This window comes from Burkholderia arboris (assembly GCF_902499125.1).
Classification (GTDB): domain Bacteria; phylum Pseudomonadota; class Gammaproteobacteria; order Burkholderiales; family Burkholderiaceae; genus Burkholderia; species Burkholderia arboris.
The window spans coordinates 1-25,633 of the sequence record NZ_CABVPX010000004.1 but is presented as its reverse complement, the minus strand read 5'-3'; the positions used below and the strand labels follow the sequence as shown (position 1 = coordinate 25,633).

22 protein-coding genes are annotated in these 25,633 nt (G+C 69.0%); 8 read left to right on the top strand and 14 right to left on the bottom strand.

Features of this window, described 5'->3' with window-relative positions:
• Positions 1-39: 39 nt before the first annotated feature.
• The 4 genes from BLA15945_RS06240 to pdxR form a co-directional block, all read right to left on the bottom strand.
• Complete coding sequence (locus BLA15945_RS06240) at positions 40-1,107, bottom strand: ABC transporter ATP-binding protein (RefSeq protein ID WP_059240718.1); 1,068 nt, start codon at positions 1,105-1,107, stop codon at positions 40-42.
• A complete protein-coding gene (locus tag BLA15945_RS06235) occupies positions 1,100-2,872 on the bottom strand; it encodes an ABC transporter permease (RefSeq protein ID WP_174991804.1) in 1,773 nt (590 codons plus the stop codon). Before BLA15945_RS06235 ends, BLA15945_RS06240 begins: the two co-directional genes overlap by 8 nt.
• Positions 2,873-2,972: 100 nt before the next feature.
• Positions 2,973-4,073, bottom strand: a complete 1,101-nt coding sequence (locus BLA15945_RS06230) for an ABC transporter substrate-binding protein (protein ID WP_059240716.1) — start codon at positions 4,071-4,073, stop codon at positions 2,973-2,975.
• A gap of 219 nt (positions 4,074-4,292) precedes the next feature.
• A complete protein-coding gene (gene pdxR, locus BLA15945_RS06225) occupies positions 4,293-5,768 on the bottom strand; it encodes a MocR-like pyridoxine biosynthesis transcription factor PdxR (RefSeq protein WP_174991803.1) in 1,476 nt (491 codons plus the stop codon).
• A 102-nt stretch (positions 5,769-5,870) separates the two neighbouring features.
• Here pdxR and BLA15945_RS06220 point away from each other — a divergent pair, with 102 nt between their 5' ends.
• The 3 genes from BLA15945_RS06220 (at position 5,871) to BLA15945_RS06210 (ending at position 9,332) form a co-directional block, all read left to right on the top strand.
• Entirely contained in the window at positions 5,871-7,106 is a 1,236-nt protein-coding gene (locus BLA15945_RS06220) for a multidrug effflux MFS transporter (protein WP_174991802.1), read from the top strand.
• A 124-nt stretch (positions 7,107-7,230) separates the two neighbouring features.
• Positions 7,231-7,911, top strand: a complete 681-nt coding sequence (locus BLA15945_RS06215; protein ID WP_059240713.1) for a response regulator — start codon at positions 7,231-7,233, stop codon at positions 7,909-7,911.
• Complete coding sequence (locus BLA15945_RS06210; RefSeq protein WP_174991801.1) at positions 7,908-9,332, top strand: sensor histidine kinase; 1,425 nt, start codon at positions 7,908-7,910, stop codon at positions 9,330-9,332. The genes BLA15945_RS06215 and BLA15945_RS06210 overlap by 4 nt, the downstream gene beginning before the upstream one ends.
• 42 nt (positions 9,333-9,374) lie before the next feature.
• Here BLA15945_RS06210 and BLA15945_RS06205 read toward each other — a convergent pair whose 3' ends face one another.
• The 8 genes from BLA15945_RS06205 to BLA15945_RS06170 form a co-directional block, all read right to left on the bottom strand.
• Positions 9,375-10,241 (bottom strand): MOSC domain-containing protein, encoded by an 867-nt coding sequence (locus BLA15945_RS06205; protein WP_174991800.1) that lies wholly within the window; start codon positions 10,239-10,241, stop codon positions 9,375-9,377.
• A gap of 89 nt (positions 10,242-10,330) precedes the next feature.
• A complete protein-coding gene (locus tag BLA15945_RS06200; protein ID WP_174991799.1) occupies positions 10,331-11,284 on the bottom strand; it encodes an ABC transporter substrate-binding protein in 954 nt (317 codons plus the stop codon).
• A gap of 34 nt (positions 11,285-11,318) precedes the next feature.
• Positions 11,319-12,500, bottom strand: a complete 1,182-nt coding sequence (locus BLA15945_RS06195; protein WP_174991798.1) for a c-type cytochrome — start codon at positions 12,498-12,500, stop codon at positions 11,319-11,321.
• A 50-nt stretch (positions 12,501-12,550) separates the two neighbouring features.
• Positions 12,551-13,366: an ABC transporter ATP-binding protein gene (locus BLA15945_RS06190; RefSeq protein WP_174991797.1), complete on the bottom strand. Its 816-nt coding sequence runs from the start codon at positions 13,364-13,366 to the stop codon at positions 12,551-12,553.
• Positions 13,360-14,451, bottom strand: coding sequence for an ABC transporter permease (locus BLA15945_RS06185; protein ID WP_174991944.1), 1,092 nt, complete (start codon positions 14,449-14,451; stop codon positions 13,360-13,362). Before BLA15945_RS06185 ends, BLA15945_RS06190 begins: the two co-directional genes overlap by 7 nt.
• A gap of 4 nt (positions 14,452-14,455) precedes the next feature.
• Entirely contained in the window at positions 14,456-15,490 is a 1,035-nt protein-coding gene (locus BLA15945_RS06180; protein ID WP_059240706.1) for an ABC transporter substrate-binding protein, read from the bottom strand.
• A gap of 30 nt (positions 15,491-15,520) precedes the next feature.
• Entirely contained in the window at positions 15,521-16,360 is an 840-nt protein-coding gene (locus BLA15945_RS06175; RefSeq protein WP_174991796.1) for a class II aldolase/adducin family protein, read from the bottom strand.
• A gap of 23 nt (positions 16,361-16,383) precedes the next feature.
• Positions 16,384-17,469, bottom strand: coding sequence for an LLM class flavin-dependent oxidoreductase (locus tag BLA15945_RS06170; protein WP_174991795.1), 1,086 nt, complete (start codon positions 17,467-17,469; stop codon positions 16,384-16,386).
• Positions 17,470-17,683: 214 nt separating this feature from the next.
• On the opposite strand from BLA15945_RS06170, the gene BLA15945_RS06165 reads away from it, so the two are divergent.
• Positions 17,684-19,027, top strand: coding sequence for an acyl-CoA dehydrogenase family protein (locus BLA15945_RS06165; protein WP_174991794.1), 1,344 nt, complete (start codon positions 17,684-17,686; stop codon positions 19,025-19,027).
• Between the two features lie 61 nt (positions 19,028-19,088).
• Here BLA15945_RS06165 and BLA15945_RS06160 read toward each other — a convergent pair whose 3' ends face one another.
• Positions 19,089-20,063, bottom strand: a complete 975-nt coding sequence (locus BLA15945_RS06160; protein WP_174991793.1) for a LysR family transcriptional regulator — start codon at positions 20,061-20,063, stop codon at positions 19,089-19,091.
• A 17-nt stretch (positions 20,064-20,080) separates the two neighbouring features.
• Here BLA15945_RS06160 and BLA15945_RS06155 point away from each other — a divergent pair, with 17 nt between their 5' ends.
• Both BLA15945_RS06155 and BLA15945_RS06150 read left to right on the top strand, forming a co-directional pair.
• On the top strand, positions 20,081-20,647 hold the full coding sequence (locus BLA15945_RS06155) for a cysteine dioxygenase family protein (protein WP_059240701.1): 567 nt from the start codon (positions 20,081-20,083) through the stop codon (positions 20,645-20,647).
• Between the two features lie 105 nt (positions 20,648-20,752).
• Positions 20,753-22,378, top strand: coding sequence for a rhodanese-related sulfurtransferase (locus BLA15945_RS06150; protein ID WP_059240700.1), 1,626 nt, complete (start codon positions 20,753-20,755; stop codon positions 22,376-22,378).
• Positions 22,379-22,437: 59 nt separating this feature from the next.
• Here the strand turns inward: BLA15945_RS06150 and BLA15945_RS06145 are convergent, their stop codons facing one another.
• Positions 22,438-23,583 carry a glycerophosphodiester phosphodiesterase gene (locus tag BLA15945_RS06145; protein WP_059240699.1) on the bottom strand — a complete coding sequence of 382 codons (1,146 nt, stop codon included), beginning with the start codon at positions 23,581-23,583 and terminating at the stop codon, positions 22,438-22,440.
• Between the two features lie 375 nt (positions 23,584-23,958).
• Between BLA15945_RS06145 and BLA15945_RS06140 the strand changes: the two genes are divergently transcribed.
• Complete coding sequence (locus BLA15945_RS06140) at positions 23,959-25,023, top strand: phytoene/squalene synthase family protein (protein WP_174991792.1); 1,065 nt, start codon at positions 23,959-23,961, stop codon at positions 25,021-25,023.
• A 476-nt stretch (positions 25,024-25,499) separates the two neighbouring features.
• Positions 25,500-25,633, top strand: a 134-nt coding sequence (locus BLA15945_RS06135) for a porin (protein WP_174991791.1), incomplete at its 3' end; no start/stop codon positions are given.

The following is a 25,633-nucleotide window of genomic DNA, read 5'->3' as shown; positions in this document are numbered from 1 at the left end:
GCGTGCATGCGCGGCGGCACGTGGGCCGCCGCGACCGGGTCAGCCCGCTTTCGCGAACGCCCAGCAGTCGTTGGTCGGGAATTCGATCCAGTGCTTGCCGGCCGCGCGCGGTACGTGGCCGAATGCGCGCAGGCGCATGTCGCCGCAATGGAACAGGTATTCCCAGCGGTCGCCGAGATACATCGACGTGACGAGGTCGGCCTGCAGCCGGTTCGCGCCCGGGCCGTCGGTGACCTGCACGCGTTCGAGACGGATCACGGCCTGCGCGTCCTGGCCCGGCGCGAGCGTGTCGCGGGCGAGGGCGCGCAGCTCCCAGCCGTCGCCGGCGAGCGTCACGCATTCGCCGTCGATCGCCGCGACACGCGCGTCGATCCGGTTGTTGCTGCCCATGAACTCGGCCGTGTACAGCGAGCGCGGCGCGCCGTACAGCTCGGCCGGCGTGCCTTCCTGCTCGATGCGGCCGTTGCGCAGCAGCAGGATGCGGTCGGACATCGCCATCGCCTCGGTCTGGTCGTGCGTCACGCACAGGGCCGACAGCCCGAGCGACACGATCAGCTCGCGCAGCCACGCACGCGCTTCCTCGCGCAGCTTCGCGTCGAGGTTCGACAGCGGCTCGTCGAGCAGGATCACCGGCGGGTTGTAGACGAGCGCGCGTGCGATCGCGACGCGCTGCTGCTGGCCGCCCGACAACTGGTGCGGAAAGCGTTCCGCGAGATGGCCGAGGCCGAGCTGGTCGAGTGCGCTCTGCACGCGGCGCTTCTGTTCGGCCGGGGCGACGCGGCGCAACTTCAGCCCGTAGCCGACGTTGTCGGCGACGGTGCGGTGCGGCCACAGCGCGTACGACTGGAACACGAGGCCGAGCGAGCGCTGCTCGACGGGCAGGTCGACGCGCCGCGCGCCGTCGAAGAACACGCGGTCGTCGAGCTGGATACGGCCGTCGGACGGCTGTTCGAGGCCGGCCACCGCGCGCAGCAGCGTGGTCTTGCCGCTGCCCGACGCGCCGAGCAGGCACACGACTTCACCGGCCTTCAGCTCGAACGACACGCCCTTGAGGATCGGATTGGCGCCGTAGCTGAGATGCAGGTCGTCGACGATGAGCTTATCCATGAAGTTTCACTCCGAAGCGCAGGGCCACGCCGAGACCGGCGCCGACCATCGCGATGTTGATGACAGAAAGCGCGGCAACCTGGTCGACGGCGCCGGTCGCCCACAGCGACACGAGCAGCGCGCCGATCACTTCGGTGCCGGGCGACAGCAGGTAGACGGCCGTCGAGTATTCGCGCTCGAAGATCATGAAGATCAGCAGCCACGCGGCGAGCAGGCCGAAGCGCACGAGCGGCAGCGTCACGTCGAGCGATACGCGGCTGCGCGTCGCGCCGACGCTGCGGCCGGCTTCCTCGAGCTCGGGGCCGACCTGCAGCAGCGCGCTCTGGATGAGGCGCATCCCGTATGCGAGCCACACGACCGTGTACGCGATCCAGATGCTCCACATCGAGTTCTTCAGCTCGCGCAGGCCCGGCACGAACAGGAAGATCCACAGGAACGCGAGGCCGGCGAGCAGGCCGGGCACCGCGCGCGGCAGCAGCACGAGGTAGTCGAGCAGCCTGGTCGCCCAGTCGGGGCGGCGGTGGCCGGCGAACGCGACGAGCGAGTAGAAGCCGATCGCGAGCGCGCCGCCGATCACGCCGATGCCGAGCGTGTTGACGATCGCGCGCACCAGGTTGTCCTGTTCGAACAGTTCGACGAAGTTCGACAGCGTCAGCACCTCGGCGAGCGCGACGCCTTCGCCCCAGTTGGTCACGAACGCGCGCAGCACGATGCCGGAGATCGGCACGATCACGGTCAGCATCAGCCACAGCGCGACGATCGCGAGCGCGACCCAGCGCCACACGCCGAGCGGCAGCACCGTCGCGCGGCCGGCCTTGCCCTTCACGGTGACGAAGCGGTTCGCGGTTTTCAGCAGGCGGCGCTGCAGCAGCACGAGCGGGAACGTGATCGCGACGATGCACACGGCGACCGCGGCCATCAGGTGATACGACGGCACGCCGAGCTTGTTGGTCAGCTTGTACAGGTAGGTCGCGAGCACGAGGTGGCCTTCCGGATCGCCGAGCACGAGCGGCAGCCCGAATACCTCGAAGCCGAGGAAGAACACGAGCACGCCGGCGAACAGCAGTGCGGGCATCGTCATCGGCAGGCTCACGTCGAGTGCGACGCGGAACGGGCGGGCGCCCGTCACTCGCGCGGCTTCCTCGACGTCCGAACCGAGGTTGCGCAGCGCGGCCGACGAATACAGGTACACGTGCGGCACGTGCGTGAGGCCGACGATGACCGTGATCGCGAAGATCGAATACACGTTCCAGGGCACGTTCTGCACCCCGAACAGTTCCTTGAACCACACCGAGTAGAAGCCGACCGGGCCGGCCGCGACCACGTAGCCGAACGCGAGCACCATCGGCGACACGAACACGGGCGTGAGCAGCAGCGGTTCGAGCCAGCGGCGGCCGGGCAGGTCGGTGCGCACCATCAGGAACGCGAGGATGCCGCCGAGCGGGATCGAGATGAACAGCATCCCGCCGGCGATGATGAACGAGTTCTTCACCGCCGACCAGAAGTCGGGATCGCTGAAGATGAAGCGGAAGCCTTCGATGCCGAGCGTCTTGTTCGCGTCGAAGAACGGCGCGGACAGCAGGCTCTGGAACAGGATGAAGCCGAGCGGCAGTGCGACCGCGATGGTCAGTACCGCGACGACGATCCAGCGCAGCATGCCGGCGAGCGGCTGCAGGCTGTTGACCGGCAGCGCGGGAATCGCGTCGCGCGGGCCGGTGGCGGGTGGAACGGCCGGTGCCGTGCCGCGTGTGCTGGTTGAAAGCATGAGTTCGCCCCTGCGGCCATCCGGATGGCCGCCTCAAGGAAGTCGGTAAGGGGAAGGGGCCGCCCGCGCGATGTGCGGCGGGCGGCCGGCAGTCAGCGGATCAGCGCTTGATCGCCTGCTGCCATTGCTTCAGGAAGGCGAGGCGTTTCGACTGGTCGAGATAGACGAGCAGGCCGGTGCCGATCTGGATCGGCTTCAGCGAATCGCCGAGTTCCTTCGTGAGGCTGGCGGCCGACGTTTCGCCGCTCACGTCCGCGCGGATCGCGTACAGGTTCGCCTGGTTCGCGATCAGCGTCTGGCCGCGCTTCGACAGCAGGTAGTCGACCCACAGCTTCGCGGCGTTCGGGTTCTTCGCCTTCTTCGACACGGTGGCGAGGCGGCTCACGACCTGCGTGTAGTCCTTCGGAAACACGTAGCCGATCGACTTGTCCTTCTTCGCCTTCGCATAGGCATACGAACCGATGATGTTGTAGCCGATCAGGTTCTCGCCCGACGAGATGCGTTCCATCATCGCGCCGGTGCTCGACTGCAGCTTCGGGCCGGTCGCGCCGATCGCCTTCACGAGCTCCCACGTGACCTTCTCGTTCACGTGCGCGTCCTGCGTCAGGTAGTTGAAGCCGACGCCCGATTTCTCGATGTCGTAGGTCGTGACCTTGCCCTTGAACTTGTCGGCCTGCGTGGTGAGCAGCTTGATCAGGTCGGCGCGCGTCGTCGGCACTTCGTTCTCGGGGATCAGGCGCTTGTTGTAGACGATCGCGAGCGGCTCGAACGTCGTGCCGTACGCCTGCTTCTGGTACTGCGCCCATTGCGGCACGTTCGGGCTTTCGGGCGAATCGTACGACGCCATCAGGCCGTCGTTGACGAGCTTCACCTGCAGGTCCATCGCCGAGCTCCACAGCACGTCGGCGCTGGTGCTGCTTGCCGCGTTCTCGCTGATGTAGCGGTTGTACAGCTCGGTGCTGTTCATGTCGTTGTACTCGACCTTCACGCCGTACAGGCTTTCGAAGTCCTTGAGCAGCGGACGCACGAGGCCCGTGTCGGTCGTCGAGTAGACGATCAGCTTGCCTTCCTTCTTCGCGGCGTCGATCACGCCCTGGTAGTTACCCGGATACCCGGCCGGAACCTGCGCGACGGCGCTGCCGGCGGCAGTGCCCAGGACGATCGCCAGCGCGGCGGCGAGGTGCTTCGGTGCAAACGGCATGTCTTCCTCCAGTTACGCATAGTGTTGTTCGAGTGACGCGGATGTTAATTGCGAGGCACTTTCAGCCTGCTTTCATTCCGGTTCACAATCGTGTCGTTTGTGTCATGGATTTCCCGAGGTCGAAGCGGCGGCGGCCGCGGGTTTCGCGGCGCGCGGCACGGTTCGACAGGGGAAGAAAGCGGTGCGCAGGCGGGCGCGGACGCCCTTGTTGGCGGCGGGCTACGCGGCGGCGGCCAGCAGCTTGCCGAGGAGGCGGCCGCCATGCCGCGCGTGCGCGGCGGTCAGCGCGGAATACCCGACGACGACGCCCGCTTCGCGCCGGGCGCTGCGACAGAATTCGCGGATCGGCTGCAACGCGACGCCGGCCGCGCGGGCCTGTGCGACACAGGTCGCGTCGTCGATCCCGGGCGGCAGCCACAGCACGAAATGAAAGCCCGCGTGCTCGCCGGACACCGTGTAGCGCCCGCCGGCGTGCTTCGCCAACTGGTCGAGCACGATGTCGCGACGCTGGCGGTACGCATGGCGGGCGGCGCGCAGGTGCTTCGCAAAATCGCCGTTTGCGATGAAGCGGGCGAGCGCCAGCTGGGGTGCCACGCCGACCGCGCGCGCAGTCGCGTGCCACACGGCCGACAGCGCCGGCCGCAATGCTTCCGGCACGACCATGAAGCCGATACGCAGCCCCGAAAACAGCGTCTTGTTGAACGAGCCGCAGTAGATCACGCGGTCGCACGCGTCGAGCGATTTCAGCGCGGGCAGCGGGGCGGTCTGGTAGCTGAATTCGCCGTCGTAGTCGTCTTCGATGATCCACGTGCGGTGGCGCTGCGCCCGGTCGAGCAGCTCGAGGCGGCGCGATACCGACATCGTGATGCCGAGCGGCGCCTGATGGGCCGGTGTCACGTAAGCGGCACACGCATCGGGATAGCGGTCCAGCGCCGCGGCGTCGATCCCCTCGCGATCGACCGGCACGTCGATCACGGTCGCCCCCGCGATCGTGAAAATCTGCCAGGCCGACGCGTAGCCGGGATCTTCCATCAGGACCGTCGAGCCGGGCGTGAGCAGCGTGCGCGCGACGAGATCGATCGCGTTCCGGATGCCGGTCGTGATGAAAATGTCGCCGGCTTCGCACGGGATGCCGCGGTATTCCCGCAGGTACGCGGCAATTTCGCTGCGCAGGCCCTCGACGCCTTGTGCCGGCGTCGCCCCGAGGTCGTCAGCCGTCGCGGCGAGCAGGCTCGCGCCGAGTGCCTTCTTCCATTGCTGCATCGGCATCAGGCCGGGATCGGCGAGCCGCGCGACGAACGGGACGCCCGGGCGCACGCCATGTTCGGGCTCGGCGGCGGTCGGCGCGACGGACTCCGCGGTGACGCGCGGGGTGCCGTCGCGCGACTGCGCGGCCGCGCGCAGATAGCTGTCCGGCACCACCGCGCAGACCCGCGTTCCGGACCCTTGCGTGCGCGCAATGTAGCCCTCGGCGCACAGGATGTCGTAAGCCGCTTCGACGGTGCCGCGCGCGATGTCCCAGCGCGCGGCCAGCGTCCGGCTGGACGGCAGCGGGCTGTCGCCGGGCAGCAGGCGCTTCAGGATCGCATCGCGAATCGTGTCGGCGATGCACTCCTGTTTCGATTGCGGACTGCCGGCCGACAACCCGGCGGGGCGCGGCAGATCAAGCGGAATCGCGGCTTTGCCTCGCGGCATAGTGGTCCAGTCAATGGTGGATTTAATGGCCCTTCAGCTTATATCACTTTCCTCATAAATTGCGATCGATCCCATCCATCCGGACTGAAACGGACTTATCGCATGAAGACGCGTTCCTTGGCCCAATGGGGCTGGCTGTTCCTGTTGATGCTCGTCGTGTGCCTGCCGCGCGTCACGATCGATGCGTATCTGCCGTCGCTGCCCGCGATGGCGGACGCGCTGCATGGCACCGACGCCCAATTGCAGCTGACGCTGACCCTCTACATGGTCGGCTATGCACTGTCGATGCTGGTGTCAGGGCCATTGTCCGACCGCTACGGCCGCCGTCCCGTGCTGCTCGGCGGCCTGGGCCTGTACGTCGTCGCGAGTGTCGCCTGCGCGCTGTCGACCAGCATCCCGGCGCTGATCGCCGCGCGCGTGCTCCAGGCGCTGGGCGGCTGCAGCGGCACCGTGATCGGGCGCGTGATCGTGCGCGAGCGCTTTCCGGCCGCGACGCAGGCCACGATGCTCGGCCACATTTCGGCCGGCATGGCGCTGTCGCCGGTGGTCGCGCCGCTGGCAGGCAGCGCCATTGCCGAGTGGCTCGGCTGGCGCGGGGTGTTCGGGTGGCTCGCGGCGGGCGGGCTGGTCGCAACCGCGATGGTGCTGCGTTACCTGCCCGAGACCCGCGAGCGCGATGCGGGGCCGCAGGCCGGCCCCGGGCTCGTGCGGATCTACGCGGGCCTGCTGCGCGAACGCCGTTTCCTGCGTTACTCGCTGGCGATCAGCTTCGTTTACTGCACGTACTATCCGTTCATCGCGGAATCGTCGACGCTGTTCCAGCGGCAAATCGGCGTGTCCGGCCCGGTCTATGCGGCGATTTTCGGCGTGACCGTGCTCGGCTACCTGATCGGCTCGAGCGCGTTCGCGCGGACCAGCAGGCGCTGGAACGCCGATGCCGTGATCGCGGCGGCGGCAGCCGTCAATCTGGCCGGCGCCGCCGTGCTGTGGATCGGCGGCGCGGTCGCGCCGATGGCGGTCACGGCCCTCGTCGTGCCGATGTTCGTCGTGATGATCGCCGTCGGGATCGCGATCCCGGCCTGCCAGTTCGCGGTGATGCAGCCGTACACGAAAATCGCCGGCACGGCGTCGGGGCTGTTCTTCTTTATCCAGATGGGGATCACGGCCGCGTGCGGCGGCGTACTGGCGTGGTTGTCGGACGGTACGCCGCACCCGATGATCGTCGTCACGGTCGGCGCGAGCGTCGCGTTCCTGGCGGTGGTGGTCGGTTTTCGCGAACGGAGCGGGGTCGGCAAGGCGCGATTCGCGACGGGCAACCGTTCCGCCGCCGAGCGCTGAGCCGCAGCGTCGGGGCCGCGCGCGGCGGCTTGGCGGCACCCGCGCAACCCGTGTTTCCGCGAGGCGTCGGCATGGAAAGGATCATGTAATGTAGCGGCCTGTCGCTGACCTTACCGGAATCCCCATGCGTGTGCTGCTCGTCGAAGACAATCCGAACCTCGCCCAGTCGCTGAGCGACGCGCTGAGCGCCGCGCGCTTCGCGGTCGATCACATGGCGGACGGCGAGGCGGCGGACCACGTGCTGCGCACGCAGGATTACGCGCTGGTGATCCTCGATCTCGGGCTCCCCAAGCTCGACGGGCTGGAGGTGCTGCGGCGGCTGCGCGCGCGCCGCAACCCGGTGCCGGTGCTGATCCTCACCGCACACGGGTCGGTCGAGGACCGCGTGAAGGGGCTCGATCTCGGCGCCGATGACTATCTCGCGAAGCCGTTCGAGCTGACGGAGCTGGAGGCGCGCGCCCGCGCGCTGATCCGGCGCAGCCTCGGCCACGAGCATTCGCGCGTCGAATGCGGGCCGCTTTTGTATGACAGTATCGACCGCAGCTTTCACCTCGCGGGCGAGCCGCTGTCGCTCACGCCGCGCGAGCGCTCGGTGCTCGAGGTGCTGATCCTGCGCAACGGCCGCGCGATCAACAAGGACACGCTGTCGGAGAAGATCTTCGGGCTCGACGAGTCGGTCAATGCCGATGCGATCGAGATCTACGTGTACCGGTTGCGCAAGAAGCTGGAGAACACGGGCGTCGCGATCGTCACGTTGCGCGGCTTGGGCTACTTGCTCGAAGCGAAGGTGGAGCGCGCTGAATGACCCGCCCGAACCTGCGCGCGCAGGTCGCGCTGTGGCTGCTGCTGCCGCTGCTCGGGCTGCTCGCGCTCGACTCGTGGCTGACGTACCAGCGCGCGATGAGCGCCGCGCACGTCGCGTTCGACCGCACGCTGTCGTCGTCGCTGAAGTCGATCCGCGAAGGCGTGCGCCTCAACGACGGCGAGATCGAGGTCGACCTGCCGTATCTCGCGCTCGAAATGCTCGAATCGAGCGACGGCGGCAAGATCTACTACCTGATCCGCGAAGACAACGGCCACACGATCACCGGCTATCCGGACCTGCCGTTGCCGCAGGGGCGCGACGCGGGCGACGGCGCGCTGTTCGTCACGCGCTACTATGACGTCGTCTATCGCGGCGAACAGTTGCGGATGGCCGCGCTGCGCATCCCGGTGCACGACGTGCCGACCGCGCAGTCGCGCATCGTGTGGGTGATGGTCGGCGAGACGATCGAGGCGCGCCAGGCGCTCGCACGCGAGATCCTGATCGGGTCGCTGCTGCAGGAAGGGCTGCTCGTCGTGCTCGCGCTCGGAATCGTGTGGCTCGGTGTCGGGCGCGGGCTGCGGCCGCTGAACCGGCTGTCGGCCACCGTCGCCGCCCGCAGCGAGGACGACACGACGCCGCTCGACACCGGCGCGATGCCGAGCGAGCTGGCGCCGCTCGTCGATTCGATCAACCAGTACATCGGTCGCACACAGCGGATGCAGGTTGCCCGGCGCCGCTTCTTCGCCGATGCGGCGCATCAGTTGAAGACGCCGCTCGCGGCCGTGCAGGCCGGCGTCGAGCTCGCGCTGCGGCCCGACGAGCAGCCGCGCGCGAACGGGCACCTGCGGCGCGCGAACGGTGCGGTGCGGCAGGCGGCGAAGATCGTCCAGCAACTGCTGTCGCTGTCGCGGCTCGATTCGGACAGCGGCCATGCGGTCGCGCACAAGCCGGTCGCGCTGCACCGGCTCGCGCGCAGCGTGACGCTCGACTGGTCGCCCGTCGCGCGTGCGCGCGACATCGATCTCGGCTTCGAGCACGAGACCGACGTCGACGTGCACGGGCAGTCCGACCTGCTCGGCGAGATGATCGGCAACCTGATCGACAACGCGATCCGTTATGCGGGTGACCATGCGGTGATCACGGTGCGCGTGTCGCGCGACGGCGAGCAGGCGCGGCTCGACGTGATCGACAACGGGCCGGGCATCCCGATGGACGAACGCGATGCCGTGTTCGAGCGCTTTCATCGCGGCAGCAAGACGCAGACGGTCGAAGGAACGGGGCTCGGGCTGTCGATCGTGCGGGAAATCGCACGCGTGCATCAGGGCAGCGTCACCCTTGCCGATGCGGCAGGCGGCGGGCTGGTCGTGACGATCCGGCTGCCGGTGGCGGTGAAGGAGGCGGTGGTGTCACGCGCCGCGTGAGGGTGCGTGACGCTGCGGGACCGGAAGGGGGAACTGCCCGGCTCAGTCGCCGAACCCGATTTCCGCTTCGACCGGCTGGCCGATTTCCAGCCACGCACCGGCGCCTTCGACGACGATCGCATTGATGCCGAACGTCAGCGCGTCGTCGTAATTCGGGTTCGCGCGATAGGTCTGCATCGTGTCGGTCGGCTCGTGCGGCCACGCCGGATCGGGTGCGCCGGTGGCCTGGTCGATCGTCGGCATCGGGCAGCGCGTGCACAGCTTCACGAGGCGCAGCCGCACCGGCGTTTCGCCGTCGGTGTCGAGGTGTTCGACGAAATCCTCTTCGTATGCATCGAGATCCGACACGACGATGTTCGGGCGGAAGCGGTTCATCGGAATCGCCGGCGCGCCTTTCGCGGCGAGCCGCGCGTTCAGGTCGTCGAGCGACGACTGGCCGATCACGAGCAGCGGATAGCCGTCAGCGAACTGCGTATGCGTGTCGATCTCGCCAGTCCATTTGCGGTTGCAGCCACGGCGCGAGTCGGACCCGAAGCGCGCGAGCTTCGTCGGCGTGCCGAGGTATGCGGTGAGCCACGCGGCCGTTTCGGCGCCCGTGTCGATCGCGTCGACGGTGTCGCGCCAGACGGTCGCGGCCATCTTCGGCGTCGCGGGCGATGCGTCGCCGTCGAGCGGCGTGCGGATCTCGGGCATGCCCGGCGCGTTCAGTACGAGCGCATCCTGGTCGAGCGCGGTGCGGATCAGCGCGAGGCGCGGATGCGTGCGCTGCGTGATCATCTGCCCGTCGGGATCGGTGATCAGCCAGTGGCGGTCGTACGCGAGGCCCGTTTCGAGCAGTTGTGCGCGCGTCAGCGCGATGCCGGCGCAGGATTTGATCGGATAGACGAAGAGTTCGGTGATGGCTGGCATGACGCTGGCTGAACGCGGGATGGTCGAATCGCGATTGTGCCAGATCGTGCCGATGCCGTTTGGGCCGTTGCACGCTGCCGCGCCGCGGCTCAGGCGAGCGGAAACCCGGTGTCGAAGGTCGTGCGCACGTCGAGCGGCTGGCGCAGCAGCCCGGCCTTCAGGTAGAAGTCGGCCGTGCGCTGCTGTTCGGCGATCACCGTCGCGTCGATCGGCAGCCAGCGCGTGTTGCGGCGCTCGAACTGCAGCTTCGCGGCGGCCGGCGGAATGCCGATGATGCGCGCGAGCGCCGCCGAATACGCGTCGGCATGCCGGTAGGACCACGTCTGTGCGCGCACGACGCGCCGCAGGAAATCGTGCAACGCGTCGCGCTTCGATGCGATCGCCGCGTCGGTCGCCGCGAGATAGCTGAGGCCCGACCACAGCCCGCGGCCGTTGACCAGCACGCGCGCGCGGCCGCTCGTTTCGGCGAGCGCGGTATAGGGCTCCCACGTCGCCCACGCGTCGATCGACCCGGTGGCGAGCGCAAGCATCGTGTCGGCCGGCGGCAGGAAGCGGAACGACACCGCATCGGGCGGCAGGCCGGCGGCGTCGAGCGCCTTCAGCGTGACGAAATGGCCGATCGAACCGCGCGTGGTGCCGATGCGCTTGCCCTTCAGGTCCGCCGCGCCTTTCAGTGCGGCGTCGGGGCGCACGAGCACGGCCGTGCCGTACGGATCGGAACGGTTCACACCGATCACCTTGATGCGAGCGCCCGACGCGAGCGCGAAGATCACCGGCGCGTCGCCGATCGGCCCGCAGTCGACGGCCGCCGCGTTCAAGGCTTCGGCGAGCGGTGCGGCAGCCGGGAACTCGGTCCACGCGATGTCGTACGCGAGGCCGTTCAGTTCGCCGGCCGCTTCGAGCAGCGCGCGCAGGCCGCCTTTCTGGTCGCCGGCGCGTAGCAGCGGCCGTGAACCCGATTGCGCGCGCAGTGCGGCAGGCACGGCGGCGATCGTGGCGAGGGCGCTCGCTTGCGCGAGGAAATGGCGTCGGGTCGGATTCATCGTGAAGGTCGGTCGGAAGAAGGATTCGAGGAGGTCAATGCGGGAGTCCGGCCTGCACGTCGCGCACGGGTTCGGTGTCGACGCGCAGCAGCAGGGCGCTCAGCGCGTCGCCACCGGCGGTCGAGGCAGCCGGCCGGGCGCCCGCATCCGAGCGGCACAGCAGGTCGGCGTCCGACCAGCCGGCGCTGCCCGGCAACGCGCGTGCCCGCAGCCAGCCTCGGCGATCGGCGAGCAGTTGCGTGCCGCCGAGCGCGTCGGGCGCGACGCCGGCAATCGTTGCGAACGCGAGCCATGCGTCGGGCGTCGTCGCGACGCAGTTCGCGCGCGTGGCGGTCGAGGGCGCCACGGACGCCCCCTGTTCAGTGACGAGCAAGGTTTGCCAGCGCGCGTCTTCGGGGGGCGCTGCCGCACCCGGCGCGAGCGCAACGATGCGCACGCGCTGGCCTTCGCGCCAGCGGTCGAGCGATTGCGGCGCGGCGTTGCCGCAGCGCACGTCGAGCGCCGGCAGCGGGACGGGTACCGGCCATGCGCCGTCCGCCTGCGCGCCGCTGCCCGCAGCCAGCGCCTTCAGGTAGTCGAGCACGGCCCACGTGTCCTGCGCGCCGAGTGTCGCGGAGAACCCGGGCATCGTCGACACACCCCGTTCGTCGTGCGTGCCGTTCCGCACACGCCAGAACAGTTCGCCGTCGAGACGACGCGCGAGCAGCGCGCCGGCAAAGGTTGGCGGCCAGTGCGTGAGCGTGGCCGCGAGCGGTCCTTCGCCACGCCCGTCCGCGCCGTGGCAGGCCGCGCAGTGCTGCGCATACAGGTGCGCGCCGCGCATCACGTTCGATACGGAAAACGGCGCGGGATCGCGCTGAAAACTCGTCGGCACGGCGGGCGCGAGCCACAGCGACGACGGCGGCCACGGCGCGAGCCATGCGACTGCCAGAGCGGCAATCGCAGATGGCACGCGCCACTTGCGCGCAGCGAGCGCGACGCCGGCGAGCACGACGGCCAGCGCCGTCACTGCGCAGGCGAACGCGAGTTGTCGCGTCAGTCCGGCATCGATGCGCAATGTTTCGAGCGCAATACGGTGCGTCCACGGCCACGCGGCCTGGCCGTCGGCGTCACCCGTCAGGCCAACTGCGTGCAACACGTGCGCCAATGCGATTTGCGCGCGATACAGCAATTGCAGGAATGCGATCGCCCAGTCGGAGAACGGCGGCGCATTCATCGCACGCGTCTCCGCCGTGTCACAACCCGTCGTCGAACGGCACCTCGCATCTACCAGCTCGCGTCGAGCCCGAGATGCCGCAGCGCGTCGTGGCGCAGTTCGGCGAGGCGCGGGTCGCCGCGATGGCGCGGGTAGGGCAGGTCGACGCGCAATTCGGCGACGATCCGTGCGGGGCGCGGCCCGAACACGATCACGCGTTGCGCGAGGAACAGCGCTTCCTCGACATCGTGCGTGACGAGCAGCGCCGAGAACCCGTCACGTTGCCACAGCGCGGTCAGCTCGGCCTGCATCGTGAGCCGCGTCAGCGAGTCGAGCTTGCCGAGCGGTTCGTCGAGAATCAGCAGACGTGGATCGTTGACGAGCGCGCGGGCGAGCGCGACACGTTGCGCCATCCCGCCGGACAACTGATGCGGGAACACGTTCGCGAAGTCCTGCAACCCGACGCGCGCGAGCGCATCGTCGACGCGGTGCTGCGCGGTTCGCGCCACGCCGCGCGCTTCGAGGCCGAGCGAGACGTTCGCGCGCACGCGCCGCCACGGGTACAGCGTCGGGTCCTGGAACACGACGATGCGCGACGGATCGGGTTGCTCGATCGGCACGCCGTCCTGCGCGATTCCGCCTTGCCGCGCGGCATCGAGCCCCGCGACGAGGCGCAGCAGCGTCGATTTCCCGCAGCCGCTCGGGCCGAGCAGCGCGACGAATTCGCCGGCCGCGACCGACAGCGTGACGTCGTCGAGCACCGGCAGCGCACCGCCGGGGCCGTCGAACGCATGGCTTACGCGGCGGATGTCGATGCGTGCGCCGCGCGGCGCAGTGCCGGCGGGTGCAGCGGCATCGGATGATTCGAGTACGGCGGCGCTTACCATTTGACGGTTCCTTTCTGCCACGCGAGCGCGCGGTCGCGCACCGCGAACAGCAGCGCGATCAGCCCGGAAAACAGCAGCGCCATCACGATCAGCGCCGCGTACATGTTCACGTACGACGCCCAGCCCTGCGCCCAGCTCAGGTACCAGCCGAGCCCCGACTTCACGCCCATCATCTCGGCGACGACCAGCACGGTGAACGACGCGCTCAGCCCCATGAAGATGCCGACGAACACGTGCGGCAGCGCGGCCGGAATCGCGACGCGCAGCACGAGGAAGCGCGCGTTCGCGCCGAGCGTGCGGGCGACGTCGTAGTACTGCTTGTTCACGCTCGCGACGCCCGACCACGTGAGCACCGCGACCGGGAAACCGGTTGCGAGCGCGATCAGGAACGCGGCGGCCGAATAGCTCGACGGGAAGAAGTAGAACGTGAGCGGCAGCAGCGCGGTGGCCGGCACGGGGCCGAGCACGCGCAGCACCGGATGGATCCAGTAGCCGATCCGGCGCGACCAGCCGATCGACACGCCAACCGCGAAGCCGACCGCGACGCCGTATGCGAACCCGAGCGCGAGCAGCTTCAGCGTGTTGCCGGCGCTGCCCAGCAGGCGCGGCCAGTCGTCGACGTAGACCTCGATCAGCGCCTGCGGCGGCGCGAAGAACGGCGTCGGCAGCCAGCCGGTTTTCGCGGTGACGATTTCCCACGCGGCGAGCACGAGCGGCAGCGCGACGAGCCACGGGCCGGCCGGGCGCACGCGCGCGAGCCGCGTGCGCGTCGCGGGGACGAGATGGCCGAGCGTCGCGGCGGCCAGCAGCAGCGCGGCGATCGTCCATGCGGCGGTGCCGAACGTGTCGGTGTACGCCCAGTCGCTGAAGCCGACGATGCGGTTCGGCCACAGTTGCGTGAGCGCGCCGAGCGCGGCCCACGCGAGCGCGGCGGCGATCCCGGCCGGCCAGATGCGCGCGCGGCGCGCTTCGGCGGCCAGCGTGGCTTCGCAGGCCGTGCAGGCAACGCGCGCAGACGTGGCGCTACTGCCGCCGGCGGGTGCCGCGGCGGTGCGGGCCGTGGAAGCGTGTTCGATCGTCGACATCGCGTTACCCCAGTACGTTGGCATAGACCTGCTGCGCGAAACGCTGCGGGTCCGTGCTCTTCTTCAACACGCTGATGCGGCGGAAATCGTCCGCATAGAACGCGATTTCCTGCTGCAGGTCGACGTTGGTCGGGTGATGCGTGTAGGTAAGCGTCGCGTACAGCTTGCGCAGGTCTTCGGGGCTGATCTTCGGCGAATACTTCGCGAACACCTTCGCGGCTTCGTTCGGGTTGTCGTGCGTGTACTCGGTGGCCTGGACGATCGAGCGCGCAAGCGCGGCGGCCGACGGCCGGTCGTTGCGTACGAGGTCGCCGCGTGCGCCGATCACGCAGCACACCTTGCGCGCGTATTCGCCGGACAGGTTCGTCGCGAGTTCCGTATACGCGCCGTTGCTGCGCTTTTCGAGCAGATAGAGATTCGGGTCGCCGTCGGCGATCGCATGAATTTCGCCCTTGTCGACCGCGACGCCGAGCAGGTCGGCCGGATACTGCCGCCACGTGATGTCGCGCTCGGGATCGATCCCGTTCCTTGCGAGCAGGATCGAGAAGAAATGCTTGCCGGGCGCAGCGAGATCGCTAACGCCGACGGTCTTGCCCTTCAGCGCCTGCAGCGTCGTGACGCCGGCCGCCTTCGCGCCGAGCAGCCGTACGCAGCCGCCGTGCGAGCTGCCGATGATCTTCACGTCGAAGCCCGCTTCGAGCGGCTTCAGCCAGCGGTGGATCATTCCGACCGCCGCATCGGCCTTGCCGGTCGCGATCGATTCGAGCAACTGGTCGGTCGATCCGCTGTAGTTGACCAACTCGACCTTCAGGCCGTTTTTCTCGAAGAAGCCGCGCTCCTGCGCGACGACGATCGGCGTCAGGCAGAACGCGTTCTGGTTCCACGCGAACGTGAGCTTCTTCAGTGGCGGCGCGGACCATGCCTTGCGGCCGAGCGTGATCGCCGGCACGGCGAGCGCGGCGACGCCGGCCGCGCGCAGCAGGCGGCGGCGCTTGTCGTCGTGCGTGCCGGCGGGAGCGGGAGCGGTGGGGTGGGTCATTGTCGGGTCTCCGGTCTTGCGGAAGGGCGCTCAGTCGAGCAGGTCGGGTTCGTCGGCGACGACGCGCGCGAACAGGCTGTCGAACGCATGCAACGCACCGTCGGGGCCGCCGATCTGTCCGTGCGTGTGGCGGGCGGTGGCGTGATCGATCGGCTGCGGCGTGCCGGCCGCTTCCGCGAGCAATTGCGTGTGCGCGGCGTTGTCGAGCGCGATGTACCACCACGCGGCGGCCTCGACCGTCGGGCCGGCCGTCAGGATCCCGTGGTTCTTCAGGATCACGCCCTTGTGCGTGGTGCCGTCCGGTTTCGCGAGCGCACCGGCAATCCGTGCACCTTCGCTGGTGTCGACGACCATTCCCGTGAAGTCGTCGAACAGCGCGTGATCCTCGTAGAACACGCAAGCGTCCTGCGTGAGCGGATCGAGCGGGCGGCCGAGCGTCGACCACGCCTTGCCGTAGGTCGAATGCGTGTGCGCGGCGGCGACGACGTGCGGATGGGCTTCGTGGATCGCCGCATGGATCGCGAACGCGGCCTTGTTCAGCGGCCGCGTGCCGATCGCGGTTTCGCCGCGTGCGTTGACGAGCAGCAGGTCGGACACCTTGATTTGCGAGAAATGCACGCCGAGCGGATTCACCCAGAAGTGATCGGGCAGTTCCGGATCGCGCGCGGTGATGTGGCCGGCGAGGCCCGACGCGAAGCCGAAGCGCGCGAACAGGCGGAACGCGGCTGCGAGCCGCTCCTGACGGTGGCGGCGTTCGGCGGTGACGTCGATGCGCGGTGCGGCCGGGTCGAACCAGAAATGCTGGCGCGGTGCTTCGGCAAGTTCGAGGCCCGACGCGGTGCGGACGGGCGAGGAAAGGACGGCGGACATGATGGCGGGTTGCTCCGTTGGGCTCAGGCGGCGCGGCGTGCTGCGTCGCGTGCGGCGACGGCGCTGCGCACGCGCGGAATCAGTTCGCGGCCGTAGTCGATCGCGTCTTCCAGCGGGTCGAAGCCGCGGATCAGGAAGGTCGTCACGCCGAGGTCGTGGTAGTCGAGCAGCGCGTCGGCGACCTGTTCGGGCGTGCCGACGAGCGCCGTCGAGTTCGAGCGCGCGCCGGTGAGCTTCGCGATCTCGGTCCACAGCCGCTTGTCGACACGCGAGCCGCGATCGGCCGCGGCCAGCAGGCGACGCGCGCCTTCGCTCTGCTGCGGGCCGCCGGCGCCGAGACCGGCGGCTTCGCGCAGCCGGCGCGTTTCGTCGAGGATGCGATGCGCGCGCGCCCACGCTTCGTCTTCGGTCGCGGCGAGGATCGGGCGGAACGACACGGAGAAGCGCACCTGCCGGCCGTGCTTCGCGGCTTCGGCGCGCACGCGTGTCGTCAGGTCGCGCACCTGGTCGAGCGACTCGCCCCACAGCGCGTACACGTCTGCGTGTTTGCCGGCCACCGCGAGCGCGGCTTCCGACGCGCCGCCGAAGTAGATCGGCACATGCGGCTGCTGGAACGGTTTCACTTCCGAAAAGCCCTGCGTGAACCGGTAGTGCGCGCCGTCGTGATCGAACGGCTGCGCTGCGGTCCAGATCCGCCGCAGGATGCCGAGATATTCGTCGGTGCGCGCATAACGCGCATCGTGGTCGAGGAAATCGCCGTCGCGCTGCTGCTCGCTGTCCGAGCCGCCGGAGATGAAGTGCACGGCGAGCCGGCCGCGGCTGAACTGGTCGAGCGTCGCGATCTGCCGCGCGGCGAGCGTCGGAGTGGTGAAGCCCGGACGATGCGCGAGCATGAAGTGGATGCGCTCGGTCGCGGCCGCCGCGAACGCGATCGTCAGCGTGGCCGACGGGCCGGTCGAATGGTGCGGCACGAGGATCCGGTCGAAGCCGGCCGTTTCGTGGGCGCGCGCGAAGTCGCGCACATAGTCGGGATCGACCACGGGGCCGGATGCCGGGTGGATCTCCGACTGCTTCTGGCTCTGGATCATGCCGATGAATTCGACGCTCATCTGGGTCTCCGGTGCAGGGGTATCCCGGCGCACGGCCGGGCAGGAATGGAGCGCAGGTTAACGCCGCGATCATGCGGAATGGAAATAATCAATCCCGATTTGAATATCAGATTTGCATGGTTTGGGGCCGGTTGCGTTGCGCATACGCTGTGGGCTCGTGAATGATCGGGCGCGCGTTGGCGCCGTGTTTGCACTCCCCAGGGAATCCGTCTCGATGTCCGCCAGCCTTGCCGCTTCCTCGCCGTCCCCGCAGCCTGCGCTGCGCCTCCTGCCTGCCGACGATGCCGGCGACGCCGACCGGGCGAACGACGCACGCGTCGCCGCGCTGCTCGACCGTCTCGCCCCCGAGCTTGCCGACGATGCGGCCCGCAACGACGTTGAAGGCCGTTTTCCGCACGAGAACTTTGCGCGGCTGCATCGCGCGGGGCTGATCGCGCAGGTGGTGCCGCGCGAGCATGGCGGCGCCGGTGCGACGCTCGCGCAGGCGAGCCGGATCGTGGCAGCCGTCGCGCGGTCTGATCCGGCCACCGCGCTGGTACTGACGATGACGTACCTGCAGCATCGCGCGCTTGGCCGCGCCGACAACCGCTGGCCGGCCCAGGTGCGGCGCGCGGTGTTCGACAGCGCGGTCGCGCACGGCGCGCTGATCAACGCGCTGCGCGTCGAGCCGGCACTCGGCTCGCCGTCGCGCGGCGGGCTCCCGGCAACCATCGCGCGTCGCGACGGCGACGGCTGGCGGCTGTCGGGCCACAAGCTGTACAGCACCGGCATTCCGGCACTGCGCTGGCTGGCCGTGTGGGCACGCACCGACGAACCGGAGTCGCGCGTTGGCGTGTTTCTCGTTCCGCGCGACCGCGACGCGGACGGCGACCGCATCCGCGTGATCGAAAGCTGGAACCACCTCGGTTTGCGCGCATCGGGCAGTCACGAAGTCGTGTTCGACGATGCGTGGGTGCCGCCCGATCACGCGGTCGACGTGCGCGCGCCGGACGCGTGGGCCGTGTCGGGCGCGACCCATGCGGATGCCGACGCGCAGGCCGACCAGCAAGCGTGGATGGTCGCGCTGCTCGGCAGCCTGTACGACGCGGTTGCGCGCGCGTCGCGCGACTGGCTGGCCGGATTCGCGACGACGCGTGCGCCGAGCGGGCTCGGCGCGCCGCTCGCGACGCTGCCGCGCGTGCAGGAAGCCGTCGGCGAAATCGAGGGCTGGCTGCACACGAACCGGGTGCTGCTCGACGATCACATCGCACGCACCGACGCGGGCAACGCGCCGTCCGTGACGACGAGCGGCCTCGTCAAACGCACCGTGACCGGGCACGCGATCCGCGTGGTCGAGCAGGCGCTGAAGCTGTCGGGCAATCACGGGCTGAGCCGCGCCAATCCGCTCGAACGCCACTATCGCGACGTGCTGTGCAGCCGTGTGCATACGCCGCAGGACGACGCGATCGCGGTGGCGGCGGGGCGGGCGGCGCTTGACGCGGCAAGCGCGAGCGAAACGAGGATCGAGGCGGGAGACGCGTCACGCAGCGAGGTCGAACGCGATCGACACGATGCATGAGCGAGGCTGGGGTGTCGCGCGTGACGACCGGGCGGCGCGGTGGACGTGCCGCCCCGCCGGGTTAAGCGGCCTTGCCGTGCGATTGCCCGGGCACGGCAAACGCCGCGCGTGCATGTGTGGCGACGGCCGTGAGCGGCGCGTCGAAGCGGGCCGCATCGCGCCGGCGCAGCAGCCACAGATCGATCTGCGGCTTGAAATCGGCGAGCGGCACGATGTCGAGCGCATCGCGCAGCGGGCTGCCTTCGACGAGCGGCAGCGGCATCAACCCCAGGCCGAAGCCATTCGCGACGCTCTGCAGTTGCAGGTCGCGGCCGTAGGTGTCGAGCGTGACCGGCATCGGCAGGCCTTGCGCGTCGAGCGCGCGCCGCAGCCCCGCGCGAAAGCCGCAGCCGTCCGGGTTGAGCACCCAGCCGCGCGCGTGGCAATCGGCGAGCCGGTAGCTGCGGCGCGGCCAGTCGCCCCGGCGGCCGACTGCAACGAGCCGCGTGGCCAGCAGCCGTTCGCCCTCGACCTGCGCCGGCAGCACCATTTCGCGTGCGAGGAACACGAGCGCCGCATCGAGTTCGCGGCGGGCGACACGCTCGACGAGCATCCCGCCCCAGGCCGTCGTGACCTGCGTCGCGAGCGCGGGCCACTGCGCGGCGAGATCGGCGATCAGCGCCGGCAACATCAGTTCGCCGAGCCCCTGCGTGAGCCCGATCCGGAATTCGCCGGCGGGCGGCTGCTCACCGGCCGTCAGCTCGCGCAGCGCATCGACCTCGCGCAGGATCGCGCGACACTGCTCGAAGACCTGCCGGCCGATGTCGGTCGGGCGCGGCGGCTTCGTGTTGCGGTCGAGCAGGATCACGCCGAGCGCTTCCTCGAGATTCTGGACGCGCCGCGTGATCGCGGGCTGCGTCATCCCGAGCTCGGCCGCGGCCTGGCTCAGGGTCTGGCAGCGGACGACCGCTGCAAAAGCGTCGATATCGCTAATTTTCATGTTTGTTCTGCATGGTCTTTCGGGTGCATCATGACGATCCATCATATTCGGCATCATATTCGAGGAGACAGCCGATGAGTACGCTTTCGTTGCAGCAGACGCCGCTGCGTCCGTTCGTCGACGGTCTGGGCGCGCTGCTCGCGTCCGGCGCGAACGAGGCGCGCATTCTCGACGAGGGCGGCGCATTGCTCGCCGCGCTCGTCGAACACGACGACTGGTTGCCCGACGCGTTCGCGCAGCCCGATCCCGAGCGCTATCGGCAATACCTGCTGCATCTCGATCCGGACGAGCGGTTCTCAGTCGTCAGCTTCGTGTGGGGCCCCGGCCAGACGACGCCGATCCACAACCACACGGTGTGGGGGCTGATCGGGATGCTGCGCGGCGGCGAGTTCTCGCAGCCGTACCGGTTCGACGCAGCGGGCAAGCCGGTGGCCGCGGGCGACGCCGTGCGGCTGGCGCCCGGCGAGGTCGAGGCCGTGTCGCCGCGCATCGGCGACGTCCATCGCGTGACCAACGCATTTGCCGACCAGGTGTCGATCAGCATTCACGTGTACGGCGCGAACATCGGCAAGGTCGAGCGCGCGGTGTTCCTGGACGACGGCACCGTGAAGCCTTTCGTGTCGGGCTATTCGAATGCCTGACGCAACGCCCGTCGTCGCGGCCCGTTGCGGGCGCGTGCCGGCAGGCCCAAGATTGATCCGTTCCGCTTTCTTCACCGACTTCAACGTATTCAACCCAGAGACATCGTGACGCAATCCGCCGATTCCACCTCCCGTTTTCCCGTCGCGTCGTATCAAGACGTGCGCGCACGCCTGCTGGCCCGCGACGAGCTCGCGCTGATCGACGTACGCGAGGAAGATCCGTACGCGCAGGGCCATCCGCTGTGGGCTGCCAACTTCCCGCTGTCGAAGCTCGAACTCGACGCATGGACGCGGATTCCGCGCCGTGACACGCCGATCGTCGTGTTCGGCGACGCGGGCGGCGAGGATCTCGCGCCGCGCGCGGCCGCGAAGCTCGCGGCACTCGGCTATACCGATGTGCGGTTGCTCGACGGCGGCCTTGCCGGCTGGCAGGCTGCGGGCGGCGAGCTGTTCATCGACGTGAACGTGCCGAGCAAGTCGTTCGGCGAATGGGTCGAGGCCGAACGCCATACGCCGTCGCTGTCCGCGCAGGAAGTCCAGGCGCTGATCGATGCGAAGGCCGATGTCGTGATCGTCGACGCGCGCCGGTTCGACGAATACCAGACGATGAACATCCCGACGTCGACGAGCGTACCGGGCGCGGAACTCGTGCTGCGCGTGCGTGCGCTAGCGCCCGATCCGGCGACGCAGGTGGTCGTCAACTGCGCGGGCCGCACGCGCAGCATCATCGGCACGCAGTCGCTCGTCAACGCGGGGCTGCCGAATCCGGTCGCGGCACTGCGCAACGGCACGATCGGCTGGACGCTCGCGGGCCAGGCGCTCGAGCGCGGCGCCGCCCGCCGCTTTCCGGACGAGATCGACGCGACGCAGCGCGCCGACGCGCGTCAGGCTGCACGCGCGGTGGCCGAACGTGCCGGCGTGCCGCGCATGGCGCTGGCCGACGTCGCCGCGCTCGACGAGCCGGGCCGCACGCTGTACCGCTTCGACGTGCGCACGCCGGAGGAATATGAAGCCGGCCACCTGCCGGGCTTCCTGAGCACGCCGGGCGGCCAGCTCGTGCAGGAGACCGACCATCACGCGGCCGTGCGCGGTGCACGGATCGTGCTCGCCGATGACGACGGCGTGCGCGCGGACATGACCGCGTCGTGGCTCGCGCAGATGGGCTGGGACGTGCGTGTCGTGGAACCGGCCGGCGAGGCCGCGTTCGGCGAGCGCGGCCAGCCGCCGCGCGACGTGCCGGCAACGCCGCCTGCGACCGACGTGTCGCCCGCGACGCTCGCGGGCTGGCTGAAGGAAGCGGCGCCCGGCGAACTCGCGATCGTCGACGTGACGGCCAGCGCGAATTACGTGAAGCGCCATATTCCGGGCGCGTGGTTCGCCGTGCGCGCGCAGTTGCGCGATGCGCTCGCGGCGATCCCGCCCGCGAAGCGCTATGTGTTCACGTGCGGATCGAGCCTGCTGGCGCGGTTCGCGGCGGACGATGCACGCGCGTTGCTGCCGGCGTCGGCCGACATCTCGGTGCTGACCGGCGGCACGGCCGCGTGGATCGACGCGGGGCTGCCGCTCGAAAGCGGCGAGACGCATCTCGCGTCGCCGCGCGTCGACCGCTACCGGCGCCCGTACGAAGGCACCGACAACGCGGCGGCCGCGATGCAGGCGTATCTCGACTGGGAATACGGGTTGGTCGACCAGTTGAAGCGGGACGGCACGCACCACTTCAACGTGATCTGACCGATACGGTGCAACCGGGCGCGGTGCGTGCGACGTGCGCCGCGCCCGGGTCGCGCGTGTCAGCGCTTGAACGTATCGACGGCCGTGCGGCCGACGGCCGGATCGTCGGTGAAGAAGCCGTCGATGCCCGCGCGCAGGTACGCCTGGATCTCGCGCACCGAGCCGGCCGTATTGCGCGTGGCCGGCGTGCCGCCGTCCTTCAGCGACGCGGGCAGGAAGTTGTTCTCCGGACGGAACGTGTACGGATGCACGACGAGGCCGGCCTCGTGCGCGTAGCGCACGTACGGCGTCGGTTGCTGCAGCGTGCCGTCCGCGGCGACCGCGATGATCGACGTCTTGTACGGACCGACGCCGTTCGCATAAGTCGCGATCTCGCGCATGCCGTCGCGCGTCGACAGGTCGCCGTAGGTGCGCTTGTCGTTGGCCTTGACGAAGTCGTACGGGCGCTGGCCGGCTTCGTCCATCAGCTGCACGAGCTTCCAGTTCGGCTGGCTCGACCTGATCCGGTTGCGGATCGTCTTCAGGTTCGCGACCTCGAACGACTGGATGTAGACGGTCGCCGTGCGCGACGTGTACGTATCCTTCAGCAGCGCGTCGACGAGACGGTCCTCGAGCGGCAGATTGATCGACTGGAAGTAGGTCGGATGCTTGGTTTCCGGATACAGGTGGATCGTGCGGCCGGTCTGCGCGGACATCTGCTTCGCGAGCGCGACGATCTCGTCGAACGTCGGAATCTCGAACTGGTCGTTGTACGCGGTGTTCGCGGGGCGGACCTGCGGAATGCGCTCGCGCGCCCGCAGCGTCTTCAGCTCGGCGAGCGTGAAGTCCTCGGTGAACCAGCCGGTCAGCTGGGCGCCGTCGATCGTCTTGGTCGCCTTGCGGCTCGCGAACTGCGGCAGCACCGACACGTTCGTCGTGCCCGAGATCTCGTTCTCGTGGCGCGCGACGAGCACGCCGTCGCGCGTCGACACGAGATCGGGCTCGATCACGTCCGCGCCGTCCTCGACCGCCTTGCGGTACGACGCGAGCGTGTGTTCGGGGCGCAGCGCGCTCGCGCCGCGATGGCCGACCACCTGGACCTTCGCGGAAATCGGCTGCGTGGGATCGGACGCCACATCGTCGTCGCCGCCGCACGCGGCGAGCAGGAACGCGGCGGCACAGGCGAACGGGACATAGCGCAGGGAGGTCGGGCGCTTGAAGAGCATGTCGATGAACCTTCGAAACGGGAGTCGGAAAAGGGCGGTCGTTCCGGCGGCGCGGCCGGGGGGCCGTGCCGCACGGGATCGAACGGTGCGCGATCGTCGCACCGAATAATTACATATGTATTACTTTGACCTTTCCGTTCTGATTTTTTAGGGTGCGATGCCCGTGACAGGCGCGTTGACGATGGCCTGGCGTATGCCGCAATCCGGCCGCCGCAGGCAGGCCGCGCGCCGGATGCACTAAACTTGCGGGAATTTTGCATCGCCGCGCCGGGGGCCGACGCCCGCCCGGCGCGACGATGCGGCGACTCGCGGACGGCGCGGGCGCCCGGCGCCCGAGTGCGTCCGGGGCTCGCGCCGGCCGATTTTTCCCGACCCATGACGACCCATACCGATCCCGCCTATTTGCTCGGCGAGCTGCTGAAGAACGTTTCCCGCTCCTTCTACCTGACGCTGCGCGTGCTGCCCGACGGCATGCGCGACCCGGTCGGCCTTGCGTACCTGCTCGCGCGCGCGGCCGACACGATCGCCGACACCGCGCTCGTCGCGCCCGGTCGCCGCGCGGCGTTGCTGACCGGCCTGCGCGACGAGATCGAGCGGCTCGGCGACGGCGCGGCGCTGTCGCGTTCGCTCGAGGACGTGACGCGGATGCAGACCGATTCGCACGAGCATGTGCTGCTCGGCTCGATGGAGCCGATGCTCGCGCTGCTGCGCGCGCAGCCGGATGCGGATCGCGCGTCGATCCGCAAGGTCGTCGCGACGCTGATCTCAGGGATGGAATTCGACCTGCACACGTTCCCGGACGAGCAGTCGGGGCAGGTTGCGTCGCTGCCGACGCGCGGCGAACTCGATCGCTACACGTACCTCGTTGCCGGCTGCGTCGGCGAGTTCTGGACCGACATGACGGGCGCGCACACGCGCGCCGCGCGCGGCTGGGACCTGCCGGACATGCGGGAGAAGGGCATCCGTTTCGGCAAGGCGCTGCAGATGACCAACATCCTGCGCGACTGTGCGAAGGACCTGCGCATCGGCCGCTGCTATCTGCCGGACGCCGTACTGGGCGCGCACGGGCTCGGTGTGGCCGACCTGATGCAACCCGGTGCGTCGGCGCGTGCGCGCGGCGTGCTGGTCGACCTGTTGCGCGTGACGCTCGACCAGTATCGCGACGCGTGCCTGTATACGCTCGCGATTCCGCGCCGTTACATGCGGCTGCGGCTCGCGTGCCTGTGGCCGATCATGATCGGCCTCGAAACGCTCGAGCTGCTGGCCGGCCACGATGCGTGGCTCGATCCGGCGAAGCCGGCCAAGGTGCCGAGAAAGCGCATCTACCGGATCATGGCGTCGTCGCTTGCGCTGGTCGGGTCGAACACGGCGATCCGCGCGCGCATGGCCGCGCTCACCGATGCGTTGAACGCGCGGCTCGCCGGCCCGGCATCGCGCTGAATATCGCCGGCGCACTGCGCCGGCATCCCCTCGGCCCGCGTTCGCCGGGCCGCGCCCGTCCGGTTTCCCGCCGATCGACTAAAACGTTTTCATGATTTCGCTTCCCGAAATGTGGGTGTCATGAATGTCAGCGATCCTGCGCGGCGGCGTGAATCGCAGTGTCAGCTGCGACCGCGCATTTGTAAGATGATTTTTTGCCGAAGGCGTCTGACGACATCGGACGGTCGTGTTGCACCAGTAAAAATGTAAAGCTAGGGTTTTCACCGGGAAATGCCGGAAAGGCCCGCTGCATAAGCGTTTCAAGGTGTTATGTAACCGCTTGGTGAACCCGTGCGTTGCGTCGATCATACGATGACCGACTGCACGTATTGGGAAACAATTGGTAATCCGTCAGAATCGCGTCGGCATGTACTCGCACATGTGTCAGTCATAAAACCACACCAGAAAAGAAATCATTCTTTGAGGACGGAGAATCAATGAAAAAGCGCGTCGCTTTCGCCATGACGGCAGTGGGCCTTGCAGCCGCTACCGCTGCCCACGCCCAGAGCAGCGTGACCCTGTACGGTATCGTCGACAACGGTATCGCTTACCAGAACAACTCGTCGGCCAC

Coding starts and splice junctions, on each gene's coding strand:
- BLA15945_RS06240 (WP_059240718.1), bottom strand. CDS start 1,107: ATGGATAAGCTCATCGTCGACGACCTGCATCTCAGCTACGGCGCCAAT.
- BLA15945_RS06235 (WP_174991804.1), bottom strand. CDS start 2,872: ATGCTTTCAACCAGCACACGCGGCACGGCACCGGCCGTTCCACCCGCC.
- BLA15945_RS06230 (WP_059240716.1), bottom strand. CDS start 4,073: ATGCCGTTTGCACCGAAGCACCTCGCCGCCGCGCTGGCGATCGTCCTG.
- pdxR (WP_174991803.1), bottom strand. CDS start 5,768: ATGCCGCGAGGCAAAGCCGCGATTCCGCTTGATCTGCCGCGCCCCGCC.
- BLA15945_RS06220 (WP_174991802.1), top strand. CDS start 5,871: ATGAAGACGCGTTCCTTGGCCCAATGGGGCTGGCTGTTCCTGTTGATG.
- BLA15945_RS06215 (WP_059240713.1), top strand. CDS start 7,231: ATGCGTGTGCTGCTCGTCGAAGACAATCCGAACCTCGCCCAGTCGCTG.
- BLA15945_RS06210 (WP_174991801.1), top strand. CDS start 7,908: ATGACCCGCCCGAACCTGCGCGCGCAGGTCGCGCTGTGGCTGCTGCTG.
- BLA15945_RS06205 (WP_174991800.1), bottom strand. CDS start 10,241: ATGCCAGCCATCACCGAACTCTTCGTCTATCCGATCAAATCCTGCGCC.
- BLA15945_RS06200 (WP_174991799.1), bottom strand. CDS start 11,284: ATGAATCCGACCCGACGCCATTTCCTCGCGCAAGCGAGCGCCCTCGCC.
- BLA15945_RS06195 (WP_174991798.1), bottom strand. CDS start 12,500: ATGAATGCGCCGCCGTTCTCCGACTGGGCGATCGCATTCCTGCAATTG.
- BLA15945_RS06190 (WP_174991797.1), bottom strand. CDS start 13,366: ATGGTAAGCGCCGCCGTACTCGAATCATCCGATGCCGCTGCACCCGCC.
- BLA15945_RS06185 (WP_174991944.1), bottom strand. CDS start 14,451: ATGTCGACGATCGAACACGCTTCCACGGCCCGCACCGCCGCGGCACCC.
- BLA15945_RS06180 (WP_059240706.1), bottom strand. CDS start 15,490: ATGACCCACCCCACCGCTCCCGCTCCCGCCGGCACGCACGACGACAAG.
- BLA15945_RS06175 (WP_174991796.1), bottom strand. CDS start 16,360: ATGTCCGCCGTCCTTTCCTCGCCCGTCCGCACCGCGTCGGGCCTCGAA.
- BLA15945_RS06170 (WP_174991795.1), bottom strand. CDS start 17,469: ATGAGCGTCGAATTCATCGGCATGATCCAGAGCCAGAAGCAGTCGGAG.
- BLA15945_RS06165 (WP_174991794.1), top strand. CDS start 17,684: ATGTCCGCCAGCCTTGCCGCTTCCTCGCCGTCCCCGCAGCCTGCGCTG.
- BLA15945_RS06160 (WP_174991793.1), bottom strand. CDS start 20,063: ATGATGCCGAATATGATGGATCGTCATGATGCACCCGAAAGACCATGC.
- BLA15945_RS06155 (WP_059240701.1), top strand. CDS start 20,081: ATGAGTACGCTTTCGTTGCAGCAGACGCCGCTGCGTCCGTTCGTCGAC.
- BLA15945_RS06145 (WP_059240699.1), bottom strand. CDS start 23,583: ATGCTCTTCAAGCGCCCGACCTCCCTGCGCTATGTCCCGTTCGCCTGT.
- BLA15945_RS06140 (WP_174991792.1), top strand. CDS start 23,959: ATGACGACCCATACCGATCCCGCCTATTTGCTCGGCGAGCTGCTGAAG.